The 13,671-nt window shown below is 63.4% G+C and carries 13 protein-coding genes; 10 read left to right on the top strand and 3 right to left on the bottom strand.

Going from position 1 to position 13,671, the window contains the following annotated elements; all coding sequences use genetic code 11:
* Positions 1-276: 276 nt before the first annotated feature.
* From GA615_RS14700 to GA615_RS14730, 7 genes are all read left to right on the top strand, one after another.
* Positions 277-765, top strand: coding sequence for a hypothetical protein (locus GA615_RS14700; protein WP_152052063.1), 489 nt, complete (start codon positions 277-279; stop codon positions 763-765).
* Between the two features lie 316 nt (positions 766-1,081).
* A complete protein-coding gene (locus GA615_RS14705) occupies positions 1,082-1,702 on the top strand; it encodes a hypothetical protein (RefSeq protein ID WP_152052064.1) in 621 nt (206 codons plus the stop codon).
* A gap of 211 nt (positions 1,703-1,913) precedes the next feature.
* Positions 1,914-2,213: a type II toxin-antitoxin system RelE family toxin gene (locus GA615_RS14710; RefSeq protein ID WP_152052065.1), complete on the top strand. Its 300-nt coding sequence runs from the start codon at positions 1,914-1,916 to the stop codon at positions 2,211-2,213.
* Positions 2,210-2,446, top strand: a complete 237-nt coding sequence (locus GA615_RS14715; protein ID WP_152052066.1) for a hypothetical protein — start codon at positions 2,210-2,212, stop codon at positions 2,444-2,446. The genes GA615_RS14710 and GA615_RS14715 overlap by 4 nt, the downstream gene beginning before the upstream one ends.
* Positions 2,447-2,546: 100 nt before the next feature.
* Positions 2,547-2,816 carry a DUF2283 domain-containing protein gene (locus GA615_RS14720; RefSeq protein WP_152052067.1) on the top strand — a complete coding sequence of 90 codons (270 nt, stop codon included), beginning with the start codon at positions 2,547-2,549 and terminating at the stop codon, positions 2,814-2,816.
* 324 nt (positions 2,817-3,140) lie between these two features.
* Positions 3,141-3,860 (top strand): hypothetical protein, encoded by a 720-nt coding sequence (locus tag GA615_RS14725; RefSeq protein ID WP_152052068.1) that lies wholly within the window; start codon positions 3,141-3,143, stop codon positions 3,858-3,860.
* A 508-nt stretch (positions 3,861-4,368) separates the two neighbouring features.
* On the top strand, positions 4,369-4,734 hold the full coding sequence (locus tag GA615_RS14730) for a hypothetical protein (RefSeq protein WP_152052069.1): 366 nt from the start codon (positions 4,369-4,371) through the stop codon (positions 4,732-4,734).
* Between the two features lie 667 nt (positions 4,735-5,401).
* Here GA615_RS14730 and GA615_RS14735 read toward each other — a convergent pair.
* The 3 genes from GA615_RS14735 to GA615_RS14745 form a co-directional block, all read right to left on the bottom strand.
* Complete coding sequence (locus GA615_RS14735) at positions 5,402-6,586, bottom strand: hypothetical protein (protein WP_152052070.1); 1,185 nt, start codon at positions 6,584-6,586, stop codon at positions 5,402-5,404.
* A 67-nt stretch (positions 6,587-6,653) separates the two neighbouring features.
* Positions 6,654-9,677 carry a hypothetical protein gene (locus tag GA615_RS14740; RefSeq protein WP_152052071.1) on the bottom strand — a complete coding sequence of 1,008 codons (3,024 nt, stop codon included), beginning with the start codon at positions 9,675-9,677 and terminating at the stop codon, positions 6,654-6,656.
* Positions 9,678-9,938: 261 nt separating this feature from the next.
* Complete coding sequence (locus GA615_RS14745; protein WP_152052072.1) at positions 9,939-10,589, bottom strand: peptidylprolyl isomerase; 651 nt, start codon at positions 10,587-10,589, stop codon at positions 9,939-9,941.
* Positions 10,590-10,997: 408 nt separating this feature from the next.
* Between GA615_RS14745 and GA615_RS14750 the strand changes: the two genes are divergently transcribed.
* From GA615_RS14750 to GA615_RS14760, 3 genes are read left to right on the top strand one after another with little or no spacing between them, the layout of a single operon-like run.
* Complete coding sequence (locus GA615_RS14750; protein ID WP_152052073.1) at positions 10,998-11,426, top strand: VanZ family protein; 429 nt, start codon at positions 10,998-11,000, stop codon at positions 11,424-11,426.
* 29 nt (positions 11,427-11,455) lie between these two features.
* Positions 11,456-12,163 (top strand): NifU family protein, encoded by a 708-nt coding sequence (locus tag GA615_RS14755; protein ID WP_152052074.1) that lies wholly within the window; start codon positions 11,456-11,458, stop codon positions 12,161-12,163.
* 59 nt (positions 12,164-12,222) lie between these two features.
* Positions 12,223-13,647, top strand: a complete 1,425-nt coding sequence (locus tag GA615_RS14760) for an alkaline phosphatase D family protein (RefSeq protein WP_152052075.1) — start codon at positions 12,223-12,225, stop codon at positions 13,645-13,647.
* The last annotated feature ends 24 nt before the right edge of the window (positions 13,648-13,671 follow it).

Here is a 13,671-nt window from a genome sequence, read left to right on the forward strand (position 1 = left end):
ACGGGCACTCTCTGCCGGGAGGCTGGGGTCATCCTCTTGACCCCAGCCGTTCCGCCTTAGCATTCCGGATTGCACTGAGGTCGACACGACCCAGCCCCTCCCTGACGTCACCACGCCTAGCCCGATCGACTACCTGCGGGGGGACCACTTGCTCTACTTCAGGGTCTCGCCCAGCCTGGAAGCGACTGTCATAACCTTGCACTAACGCTACTTGCCGAAGCCGCCACAATCCTAGTTATCTCAAAGATTTGCTGACAATCCACTGGAGGACAAACCATGCCAAATCTCATATGCCCGATTTGTGGTCGTCCCTCAAATAGATACGGGAATTCAACTTGCTGGCATCCTCCCGGTTCGGATCAACCGTCTTCGTTTTGCAAAGAAAAAAATCACCAATCTCGAAAAACTGACAAACAAACAAGCACAAATTACGCAGATATCGCCTACATGATAATGTTTCTAATTTGCACGCCTGCCGTTGTTTTCGCAGTTATTCATATTACTGATAACCATTTAACGAAACCGATGAATTTCTCTGGCGATTTTTACACGACAGAGAGGACAGTGAATGATAATCAAGAAACAAAAGATCAAAACATTAATTCCAAAGAAATTATAGAATACATTGCTGTTGGCGAAAGAGACTTAAATGGCGACCAAGTTTATTATACGAGACATAAGAGCAAGGAAGGATACACAGAGATGATCGTCATCATGAACAGAAATGGGACTGTAAAAAAAATGGAAGTCATAGATCAATATTAAAACTTCAATCCACCTTGGGTGACGCTTGCACACCTTCGTCATTGTCCCGTCCGCTCATCCCCAACCATCCCCTTCGATTCACCGGCTGATGTCACCACACCTGGCCCGATCGACTACTTGTGCGAGGACCGCTTGCTCCATCTCAGGACCACACCCAGCCTGGCAACTTCTGCCATTGCTTTTACTGGTGAAGTCGCCTATGCCACCCATCGTTCCAGGTTCACAATAGAGGACTTTTGAATTGTCGCAAAGAACACCTGAGTTTTTGCAAAAGTTACGTTCATGGATCAGCTGGTATGGATGGAGGATTAATCCCTTGACTGACAACGATTACAAAGAAATTGCGAACCAATTGAGTTCAATCAAAGACAGCGATTGGTCACTGAGCCAAGAGAGAGAATTCATGGAAAACCTTGTAAGCCAACGATTTTACTTTTATTTCGTAATCTATTCTTTTGTGATTATTGGCGCATTTGCAGCAGATACAAAATGGAAGGCCTTATCTATTCTGATTTCTGGATTTATCTTCACGTACTTCGTGCTCGTTACTATTGCTAGAGCGGACTATAAGTTGGACCAGATTTTAAGGCTGCTTCATCGCACTCCCAATCATCCTGTAAGAGTGTCGGGACTTCTTGCTGAAGGGATCAAGCCGAGCGCGGACAATTCTGAGCAACTTTCAGGTCATGTCTGTTCGAACGAGAATCGGAGCACGGGCAACTTTGACGTCCTTTCGCCTAAAGATTTTATCGGATGGCTCGTCCCCATGCTTGCATGGATCGTTCTTGGGCTTCTTTGCATGCTAGTCGTACAAGACGTGCTCAAATTCAAGGACGATTCGGATTGTCAAATTGATAGCACCTATTCCCCTGAGCAACCTTTAGGTGGACGACGGTTGGCCGGGGCAAGTTCAGTCCCAAATCTCGACCTTCATTGAGTGACGACGAGCAACGACAAACGCCGTGTGGCCGGGGCAAAGCGCAGCGTGCCCCGGTGTCGGACGCCCCTGATCCCGGGGCACGCTGCGCTTTGCCCCGACCACCCAAGCCGAGAAATCAGCCTTTGATGAGGCGGAGGCTTTGTCGGAATCCTTAATCTGCAATATTGGGGACATTCTACTTTTTCACGTCACCGTGAGCCCCTCGACCATGTTCACCATCGAATTCGCCGAAGGAGTCACCAGCGACCTGAAGGCCCTGAAACCGTTCGATCGGAAACAAATCCTGGACCGCATCGACGAGCAATTAACGCATCAGCCCACGCAGGAAACCCGGAACAAGAAGATCCTCGTCGGCCTGGTCCCACCCTGGGAACACATGGAACCCATCCGGGAATTGAGGATCGGCGAATACCGGGTGTTCTACGACGTCGACGAGGCACAGGCCCGAGTCATCGTCCGAGCCATCCGACACAAACCGCCCCACGCCACGACGGAGGACATCGTATGAAGACCATCCGCATCGAGCAGACCTCTCTCGACTCCTGCGTCCGAGACGCCCAGCACGAGCGGGTCATCCTCACGAAAGACGGGATCCCCATCGCCCTGGTCGTCGGCCTTGAAGGGTTCGACGCGGAACAGTTGGAACAAAGCAGCAGCGCAGCCTTCTGGAAACTCATCTCCGAGCGGCGAGCGCAACCGACGATGAGTCGGGCCGAACTGGAGCGATCGTTTGAGGACTGATCGAGGAATCATCGATCCGTCACCGTCGGCAGACACCCTCATCGTCGTGACGGCGTCTCCTCTCGATTGAGACCACCTCACTCATGGTCATTCCCCACCCATGTCCCAGCGATCCCTCGAAGTGACCTCCCGGCGTGGCAAGCCCCTGGCAGCCTACCTGTATCTTCCCCGGCGACCGGGAGACACCAGCGCTCGCGTCGAGCCTCACGGCCCCGGATACCTCGTCGATCGGGCTGAGGATGGTCGGCCCATCGGCATCGAGATGCCCTCGCCGTCGCTCGTCACCGTCGACGGCCTCAATCAGGTCCTCGACGCCTTGCACCTCGAACCCGTCGCCCCCGAGAAGGTCGCCCCCGTCGGCGCGGCCTGAGCGGGGTGTGGTGTTCGGGCAACGAAACCGCGGGGAAAGGCGATTCCGGGAAACATCCACTCACGGAGGGAGTGGGCCGCACGTAATCCTGGTGGCACCACCGCTCCTCGAAGGTTCGGGGAGCGGGGCCGCCGATGTGAGCAGAATCGACGGGCATCACAAGACGATGCGGGCCGATGATCGAGTGTCCGCTCCCTCGACCAATCACGGGGTCACTCCCCCCCGGGGTCGAGTGCGATACCGACGCAGGCGGAGCGGTCGGCGCGAGGGTGGACGGTGACTTGATCCCGTCGACACGTCGGCCGCAATCGCCGGGAGGTTGCCATGCGCTCCCTTCTCCTGGCCGTTGTGCTGGTTCCGGGGATTGCGATTTCCCCAGCTCAGGCGGGATTGATCACATCCTTCCGCACGACCAAAGATGGCATGAACGCCATCCGTTATCACGGTTCTACCTATACGTTCAATGACCTGACGGATCGACGCAACCTCAATCCCACACGTTTCGACCATAATCATCACCGGCTCGGATACGCGCTGTCCCTCGGTCGGGACGGGCTCCAGGCCCGTCGGGATCTGAACCCGCGCCGGTTCGACACGTATCATCCCATCCTCGCGTACTTGCTCGACGGCAGCGGTTTCACCGGGCGAGGCGACCCTGTCGACACGCTGCCCCCCTCGCTCCCTGGCCCGTCGCTTGATCCCATCCCGATCACCCCCATCGACCCGGTCCCTCCCATCACCCCCCCCGATCTGATTCCCCCCCCTGGGCCGACTCCGCCGCTCGACACGATCATCCCCCCCATCGACCCCCTCACGCCGCTTGACCCGGCCGTGCCGATCGACCCGGTCGACCCAACCGACTCCGAGGAGTCCATCGACTCGGACCCCTGGCCCGAACCCGATCTGGTGGCGGTTCCCGAGCCGTCGAGCCTGATTCTGGCCCTGACCAGTCTCCTGATTCTGGGAGGATCTGGCCTGATCTCCCGAGTCGTTCCACGCCTCCGCCGGAGAGCAGGAGGCGTCCCCCGAGTTCGATCTGCGTGACCCGGACAACGCTCCCCACTCCTTCGCCGACGCGACCAGACCGCGCGTGACGGTCTGGTTCGTCCCACCCAAGGGCAGGGGATGAACGTCACAAAACGCCCGAAACCTCATGAAATTCCAATGTTCCGGCGAGGTCGCCCAGGTCACCTGACATCGGGTTTTCCGGGCATCCAGTGATCCACCATCGCGGAATGGTCTGCGTTCATTCACGCATTCCAGGGCGATTGCCCGTTCCATCCAATCCATTCCTTCATTCACGAATCGACATTCTCAAATTTTTTATCATTCGGGTGTCCCAAAGCGACGGCGGATTCCGTAGGATCGGGCGACCGGGGGGGAACGCGTGGTGCGATCCGGTCCGGCGGCAGTCTTGAATGAGGCCAGGTGACCGCATCGCGTTCGCGAAACACGGATCGGACGGCCCGTTCTCTCCCGAGCAGGGTGTTGTGAGGAGTCCAGGGACGACGAGGGCCCGCTCCGGCGGTGGGACCGCCGAAGGGTGATCATCATGAGCAACGGCGTGAAGGGTCCGATCACCACACACCGTGTTCGCTGGGGAGAGCACGACGATCTCTTGAAATCCTGGCGGAAGCGGCCGCCCACCCATCCCGAGAACCCACGCTACCAGGCCTGCGAGTTCCGGGTTGATGGCCGCTACTCGCTCTTCGAAACCATCGTCAACATCTTCCGCGACCGCGGTTGGCTCGACCCCCCGCCCCCCGAATACAAGTGGGCGGTCGTCACCGTCGCCTACCGCGCCGAGGAAGACTCGATGGACCGGTTCGCCCTGGAGGAGGAGGAGGAAGAGGAGGAGGACTCCCTCGACCCGGCTCACTCCCCTCTGAGCGGGCGTGCCAGCCCCCTGCCGGGTTGATTGCCCAGCGTCGCGCAGCAACCATCACGCAATTTCCGGGAGCGTTTGTGACTGGCGCGGGGGATTTTCTCGATGGTAAAGGATGAAGGCCCGTCGCCGCTCCCGATCGCTTCCCGTCCGTGCTTCGGAGGAGGAGGAGGCCGGAACGCGGGCCCGCAGCGCTCTTTGACAACCCGATCCGAATGAAACCGGTCACACGACACGACACAACACGATCCGGCCCCACGCCTCGCCTTGCTTCCCATGACACCAACACTTCCGCGCGAAACGAACCCAATCGCTCTCGGCCTCCGAAACCTGCATCACGGGGATGACGGCCCTCTCGATCGCGTCTCGCTGACGAAACGAAGGGGAGGCTTTCGCTCCAAGTCCTTGCAGTGAATCGCTCAACGTCGAATCCCTCTCCCAACGGAGGGCGCACCAAGAGCGCACCGCAAGGCGCACCAGGAGGCGCACCGGATCGCCCCTGACCGCCCGGCTCGTTCGACTCCCCACCTCTGCCGGCCCCCATCATCTCCCGACGAAACGAACCCAATCGGGGCAGATCGTTCCGACGAAACGAACTGCCCCGATCATCGGAAGTCATGACTTCATCTCAGGTTACACCCCACCCTCCCAGCGCACCGACCGGCGCACCGGGAGACACGGCCAGCGCCTCCCGCACGCCTTACGAGGCATCGTCCTCCTGCGCTTCGATCGCCTGGGTGAGCCGGTACAGGTGGACCTGATACCCCTCGAAGCGGTCGTTCCAGGTCCCCTCGGGAGCGTCAATCGAGCGATCCTCGCCGAGGACCTCGACCCGGACATCGCCGGCGTCGGGCAGGGTGAAGGTGCCGGTCGTGCCACCATCTCGCATCGAGACGGCGAAGAGGTAGGTCGCCCCGTCGTGCTGCTTGACGGAAACGGCAATCGGCACGGCGTCGTTGGAGGAGGAGACGCGGGCCAGCTCGGGCCGATCGGGGGAGTGGAGCACGGGGGCAAGGTCCTGAATCTGCCGGTTCAGGGCGGCGACCTCCCGGCTCATGGCGTCGTCGGCGAGGAGCCCGGCCTCAATGAAGTTCGGCTCGAACTGGTGGCAGAAGTAGATGATCCCCCGGGCGCCCTGGATCAGGGCCATCCAGACCTCAACCCGAGTGTCGCGCGGCGAGGGGGTGTAGTCCGCGTTGTTGATTCGAGTCGTCTCGATGCAGCACCAGACCGGCTTGCGGTCCTCGGTCCACTGGCGGAGCCGCTCGACCCCCAGAGGCACGTACCAGAGGTTCCCCGCGATGTCCGGGTGCTCGTGGCAGGCCGGATAGATGTCGAACGAGGCGATGTCGCAGCCTTCGACATAGTCGGGGTAATCCTCGGGGTGGTTCGTGCGGACCCCTCGACCCCGCCAACCGTCCCAGGCAACCCCCTGGCCGAGGTTCAGCAGCACGGGACGGTCGGGGTCGGCCTGCTTGATGGCCCGGTACTGATCCACAATCGTTTGCGGAGCGATCGGAGGACCGTAGCCACCCCCTTCAGGCAAGCGCTGGGCGTTGTCGGGCTCGTCGCCATGCATCCAGCCGATAATCGTCGCGCGATCCTTGAACTGAAGCGACCGCTCATTCTGCCCGCAGATCAGGCGCATCCTGGCGGCATCGAGGGCGTCAAGCTGCTCCTCGGTCGGTCCTCGCCAGAGCCCGACATACGTGTTGATCCCGATGCTTCGATACCGCTCCGCATTGCCGGGAGCCTGCAGCCAGACGGCAATCGGGAAGGTCTCGGGATCGTCGAGCGGGTTCGAGGCCGGCGCTTCTTTGGCCGACACACCCACCGTCAGAGCGAGCACCAGCGAGGCAACCCGGATATCTCGAAATCCAAGCATGACGATTCAACCCCACCCTGAAGGATCAATCACGAGTTCGAGGAAAACGAGCATGCCGCTTGAGCCGTCAACCGAACTCCGGTCCAGCATCCTCACGCTCCCCCTGATCGGCAGTTCCCAACCTGAGCGTCGGCCGGAGGAACGACCAGCCGAGCAGCACCAGAGCCAGGACCAGCCCGATCGTCGAGCCAAGCAGGCCGAGACGGAAGGAATCGGGCTCGTAGGTATACACAAGCTCATGGGTCCCGCTCGGCACGGCGGCCCCTCGCATCATGCGGTTGGTGCGGATGATGGGGGCGGGCTCGCCGTCGATGGTCAATTGCCAGCCGGGGTAAAACGTGTCGGCCAGCACGACCAGGCCGGGGCGTTCCAGCGTCGCTCTCAGCTCGACGCGCTGGGGCTCATGAGCGATCACCTCCACCCGCTCGCCCATCCCCGGAGGGCCGCCGGTCGCAAACCCCTGAAGCACGCTCGGGTCGTCCGGCTCAACCCAGGCGAGGCGTCGAGGGTCGAACACATTCAGGTCCGGATTCGACCAGAACGGATCGCCGGGGCCAGGATGCAGGATCTCGTTCATGACCCCGAGCCGAGCCTCGCGGTCAAGCCCCGTAATCGGTGTAAGAACCTTCAACTCATGCACGATCCAGGCCCGAGGATAAGCCGCTTCATTCCTCAGAATCTGCACATCATTCTCGAGCGTAATGCGATTCTGTTCCTCGATTGGCAAGGCCGCGAATGCCTCTCGGTCAGGGTCGATCGTCGTGGTTTCGGGCAGGAAGGCGGCATAGCTGCGGAACTCGCTCACCCAGTCGGCGGAGACCATCGGCACGACGAAGTATCGGGTATTCCAGAGATCGAACCCCCGGCGCGGGAAGACGACGATCTCCTTGCCCGCCTCGTCGTTCAGCATCCGGGCCGCCTCGGGCCGAAGCCGACGCTGAAAGGGAGCAAAGAAGAACATCATATCATAAAGTTCTGCTGTCCCTTCGGTGTGAGTGTATTCAACTCCCGAGAGCAGGCCGTACTTCGGCTGGATCGTGTCGCGTTCCCATCGCACCAGTTCCCGAACGCGGTTCGGGTCGCTCGTAACGGTCCAGTTCAGCGGGCTCCAGACGGGCATCCGGTGGATCCGGTAGGGGCCTTCGGTCGGCTGTTCAGCCTCGGCCTCGGCGATCAGGTCCAGCACCCTCGGCGTATTCTCGACGTCGAGCATCTCCTGCGGCACGGTGAGGACGAACCGGGAGTTGGCCACGATCAGATCGGCGGTCAGGGTGAGCAGCATCAAGGCCGCGCCCAGCTTTGGACGACGAGCGGCGAGGGGGGCGATGACGAGCATCAGCGTCATCACGACGGCGGCATGACCGAGCGCCCGGGCCGTCTCGAACCGGGCCGCTTCGGGCTGGATCGGGCCGAAAGTCCCGCCCTGCGTGGCCATCTGATCGGAGGCGATCCAGGCCACAAACCGCTCCGATCCGACCGCCAGCGCCGCTCCCGCAACGATCGTCGCCACCAGGGCCACCGCGGCCGTCACCACGACGCGACGGGTCCGACCGCCGACGAGCCGGTCCCATCCGAAACCGCTCAGCCCGGCAATCCCCAACGCGGCGAAGGTCATGAACTTCGCCGGATAGCGAAAGCCGTCGAACCCTGGCAACACAACGGCCAGGAACCAGTAGAAGCTGCCGTCGCCGTCGCGGAGCATCCCATCCAACCGCACCGGTCCGGTCATCGCGGGATCGTGCGGCCCGATCTGCTCGGCCAGGCCCGGCACGAACCGGGCGAACCAGAGCGGACTGGTATACATCCCCAATCCGGCCAGCACCCCGAGCAGCGCAACGGCCGACATCAACCCCCGGCCCGGCGTCCGACCTCGAAAGCCGAAGGCCGTCAGCGCCAGCACCAGCACCGGCCCGCCGAGGTAATGCGACGGCACCCAGACCTTCTGCGATCCCCCGGGCGGCAGCAAGTACATCCAGGTCGATTCCACCCCGAAGCTCATGCCGAAGACGTTCGGCCAGAGCAACTCGGCCAGGCGGTACGGCTCGACACTGAAGGCGTAGATCTCGTGCGAGCCCTCGCGGGCAACCCGGCTCGACAGGCTGTTGAACTCGCTCGATGGCAAGAGCTGCGCGGCCGCGAGCAAACCGGCCAAGGCCGCCGAGCCGAGCAGCAGGGCGAGCATCCCCATTCTGGCCCGACCTTTTGGGCTCCGCTTCCAGACGACGGCGATCAGGACCGCTGCGACCGCCCAGCCGCCCAGGACGAGCTTCGAGGCGAACGGCGTCCACGGGAAGACGGGCATCGGCTGGGTCTGCGTCGGCCTCGGGCGCAGTTCCGGCAGCCAGATCCCCGCCACGAGCGTCAGACCGACCCAGGCAATCAGCCCTCCGATCGCCACCAGCGACCAGACGAGCCATCGGGACGAGCGGGGCCGGTCGCCGTCGTTGGGCGATCGCCGGGCCGCGCCGACGATCGCCAAGGCATAGCCGGCGGCAATCAGGCCGGTGACGTAGGTCGCCTGTGGATCGCCGCCGAGGGTCTGCATTGTCAGGACGGCCGCCAGCTCGACAATCGCCCGACGCATACGGAGCCGGACCAGGCGATCCACCGCCAGCAAGCCGAGCGGCATCCAGGCCGCCCCGACAAGAAAGATGATGTTGCAGTATTGAAACAACACCGGCACGCCGAACCCGTAGCCGAGCGAGGCCAGCAGCGATCCCGTGCGGCTGACCTGCCAGTGCCTCATCAGCGCGAACATCGCGCCGAGGGCCAGCAGCACATGGGCGATGGTGTAGAGCCGCGCCCCCCAGGCATACGGGACGCCGGCATACAGCAGCTTCCCGGGATAGAGGACTGCCGAGGTCGGCTGCCCGAGCAAGGGCATGCCGCCGTTTTCCCAGGGGTTCCAAAGGGGCACCCGGCCGGCATCCCACTCTTCCTGCACGACCTTGTAGAGCGGGTAGTAGAAGTGCCCCGCGTCTCGATAGGCGAACTGCTCTCCCCGGAACAGCGCCGGGCCAAAGCAAACGAGCAGCAAGGTCAGCAGACAGGCCAAGCCGAGCAGCGGAACGAGGAATCGGCGATGGTTCATCTCAACCCAGGTCACCCCGCGGGCCGCTCGACTCGTCTCAATGGCACGACGAGGCAAGGTCCAGGCGATCGGCGGGAACAATACGCAAGGCCCGCGATCGTCACGCCCGCGACCCCCATTCTAGGGCAGAGCCGGGCCGGTGGGCAGGCTCGACCGTGGCGATTCGACCAATTCGGCCTTCGATCCATCGAGCAACGGGAGCCGAGCGATCCGATCGGGCCTCGGCTCCCGTCGCGTCAAGCATCAACGTCGTCGCAGAGGTTACTGAACCCGACGGGCCGCCTGGATCAGGACCGGCTCGACAGGAACGTCGTCGAAGGTGGCCCGCTCAAGCTGAGGGCCGCGGCCCTTGGCCATGGCCGGGGCTCGACCGGTTTCGACCCGGGCGATCTGGTCGACCACATCCATCCCCTCGACCACCTTGCCGAAGACGGCGTAGCCCCAGCCCTGCGGGGTCTTGCCGCGATGGTTCAGGAAGTCGTTATCGGACAGGTTGATGAAGAACTGGGCCGAGGCCGAGTCGGGGTCGGGCGTGCGGGCCATCGCGAGGGTGCCTCGCTCGTTCGTCAGGCCGTTGTCGGCCTCGTTCTTGATTGGGGCCCGGGTTTCCTTTTCCTGGATCGGCTGGCCGGCGGCGAAGCCTCCCCCCTGGATCATGAAGCCCTGCGGCTGCTGCGGGTTCGGGCCGATGACCCGGTGGAAGACCGTGTTGTTGTAGTGGCCGGCATCGACGTACTGGAGGAAGTTTTCGACCGTCTTGGGCGCTTCCTTTTGGAAAAGCTCCACGACGACCGTCCCCTTGCTCGTCTCCAGGGCGACGCGGGGGTTGGCGTCCTGGGCCTGGCCGGTGGCGGCCCCGGCGGCGAACGTGGCGAAGATCATGGAAACCATCAACCGGTGTGAGATGCTCATGGTAAGGTCGTTCATCCCTTGGGCCAGGCCCCACTTCCACCCTTGGAACAGCAGCCGGCGCGGCCCGACCGAATCCGGTCGGAGGCATCGGCCATCGAAGGGTTCGGGGCAAGCGCGAATCGATCCGTCGGGTCGAAGGCCCGCCGCGGCGACGGGCCACGGGGGTTCCAGTGTAGTGACTCGGCCCTCGATGTTCGAGGCCGAGCCCTCCCGATCCGCCCCGGCCCCTCCCTCGGCCACCGCGCTTCGTCCGAGGCTCGCCGACAGCCCCCTCCTTCGGCTATGCTGTTCCCTGCTGGCAAAGGAGCCGGGGCCGAGCCGACCGACCGGACCTGGCATGGTCCGATCTCGCACCGGCTCCGCCTGATGCGAGCTCCGATGATCCCAACCCAAAGGTGAGTGGACCTGATGACTCGTCGCACCGTGCCTGCGATCGTCTGGACCGTGGTGATCGTGGTCATCTGCCTGACCCCGGCCTCGTGGCTCGGCTCGGGGTCAGGGGGGGACGGCCCGTCGTTCCTGGCTCGCCTGCTTGGCGCGATCTTCGGTCCGCTGCCGTACGACAAGGCCATTCACTTCGGCATGTTTTTTGTCTTCGGACTGCTCTGGCGATGGGCCGGAGCGGGCCTCGTGCCGACCTTCCTCGGGGGGGCCGTGCTCGCCATGGCGACCGAACTGGGCCAGTCGATCCCGTTCCTGGAGCGCACGACCGACCTGGACGACCTGTTCGCCAACGTGGCGGGAATCGCCGCGGCCTTCGTCGTCGTTCAGTTCTGGAAACCTCGGGCCTTCAACCCTGCGCCAGCCCCGCACCAGGACCCGGACCCGACGGTTTGACGCTCCTCCTTCGCCACGGAACCGACGCCATGAATGGGTCTTCTCCGGAGAACTCGGTGACGATCCGAGCCGAGCCGATCGACGCCATCCGCTGCCGGTTCCTCGTCAACCGGGCACTCGATCCCGGCCGATGGGCCTATTTCGGCGATCGCGGGGCGGCGGCAGGCTCGCCGCTGGCCGAGCGCTTGCTGGCGATCGAAGGGGTGACGGCGGTCCTGATCGCGCACGACAGCGCGACCATCACCCGAGAGCGTCCGAGCGGCATTCCCGTGATCGGCCCGGCACTGTTCCGGCTCCGCCGCCTGATGGGAGATGCTCGGGCCGGTGCCGATTCCTGGCCGAGGCTCGGCAAACAGGTGGGCGAAGCGATCCGGGCCCACCTGGCCACCGGCGATCCCGCCGTTTCCGAGGCCGCTCATGCCGCGATGCCCTCATCGAGCGTTCTGGCCGATCGGGTCCGCCAGGTGCTCGACGAGCACGTCAACCCGGTCGTCGCCGGGCACGGCGGTAGGGTCGAGCTGCTTGAGATGAAGGACAACGTCGCCTACCTTCGCATGGGAGGCGGCTGCCAGGGGTGCGGCCTGGCCGATGTGACCCTGCGGCACGGCGTCGAGGCGATCCTCCGCGACCTCGTGCCCGAGCTTGGCCCCATCTTCGACCTGACCAATCACGCCGCCGGCACCGCTCCCTATGCGCCGGGCCGCTCGGGCCGGTCGCCGCTGGCGAATCGGGGATAACCGAACCGGCCAGGCGTCCTTGCTCCCGTCGCTCACCCCCAACGAGAGGGAACCGCATCATGACGTTCACCCCCTGGCTTGCCGCCCCGTTGATCCTTGCCGCGAGCCTCAACCCCGGGGCCGAAACGCGCCAGGCGACCGGCGTGAAGGTGGGGGAAGTGACGCCGCACTCGGCGATTGTCTGGATGCGCCTGACCGAACGCTCGGCCCGCAACCCCGAAGGTGCCGAACTCGTCGGCCGACCGACCGACGACGATCCGACCCCGACCGACGACGAGGTGCCCACCCTCCGCCACGCCAGCCCCGGCGCTCCGGGACGGGTGCGTCTGCGCTTCGGCACCGATCCCGACCTGAGCAACGCCCGATCGACCGATTGGGTCGAGGTGGACGCCTCGACCGACTTCACCCATCAGTTTCCGCTCGACGGCCTTGAGGCGGACACCGTCTACCACTACGCCGCCGAGACGACCGGCCCCGGAGGCGAACCGAAGCACGCCCCCCTGATCGGGCGGTTCCGCACGGCCCCCCTGGCCGACCAACCAAGCCCCGTCACCTTCACCGTTGTCACCGGAATGATGTACAAAGATCTGGATCATCCCGATGGCTTCACCATCTACGAGTCGATGGGCAGGCTCGAACCCCATTTCCTCGTCCCGACCGGCGACACGGTGTACTACGACAACGAACGGCCCCGGGCAAAGACCATTCCGCTGGCTCGCTACCACTGGCAGCGGATGTACGGCTGCCCGCGTCATATCGACTTCCACCGGCATGTGCCCGCCTACTGGGAGAAGGACGATCACGACACCCTGAGCGACGACTGCTGGCCCGGCATGACCCCCGAGTTCATGCTCCCGATGACCTTCGCCGACGGCCTTCGCCTGTTCCGCGAACAGGTGCCGATGGGCGACGGCCCGACCTACCGGACCTATCGCTGGGGTAAGGATCTGCAGGTCTGGCTCGTCGAGGGGCGTGACTTCCGAACCCCCAACCCCGAGCCCGACGGCCCCGACAAATCGATCTGGGGCGCCGAGCAAAAGGCCTGGCTCAAGAGGTCGATGCTCGAAAGCGATGCCACCTGGAAAGTCCTCGTCAGCCCGATCCCCATCGTCGGCCCCGACCGCGCCCGCAAGCGAGACAATCACGCCAACGAGGCCTTCGCCACCGAAGGGCGCGAAATCCGTCAGTGGCTCGCCAAAAACCTGCCCGACACCGCCTTCATCGCCTGCGGCGACCGACACTGGCAATATCACTCGATCGACCCGGAGACCGGTGTCCACGAGTTCTCCTGCGGCCCGGCCAGCGATGAGCACGCCGGCGGCTCTCCCGGCTTTGAGCCCGACTATCACCGCTTTCACCGCATGCTCGGCGGGTTTCTCTCCGTCTCCGTCGATCGTCCCGACGGCAAGCCGACGATCGCCTTCCGCTTCCACGACGTTGATGGCGCCGTCCAGCACGAGTATGTTCGGACGATCAACGAGTGACCGATTCCGCGCGATCAGGACCGT

Source organism: Tautonia marina (assembly GCF_009177065.1).
In the GTDB taxonomy this organism is placed as follows: domain Bacteria; phylum Planctomycetota; class Planctomycetia; order Isosphaerales; family Isosphaeraceae; genus Tautonia; species Tautonia marina.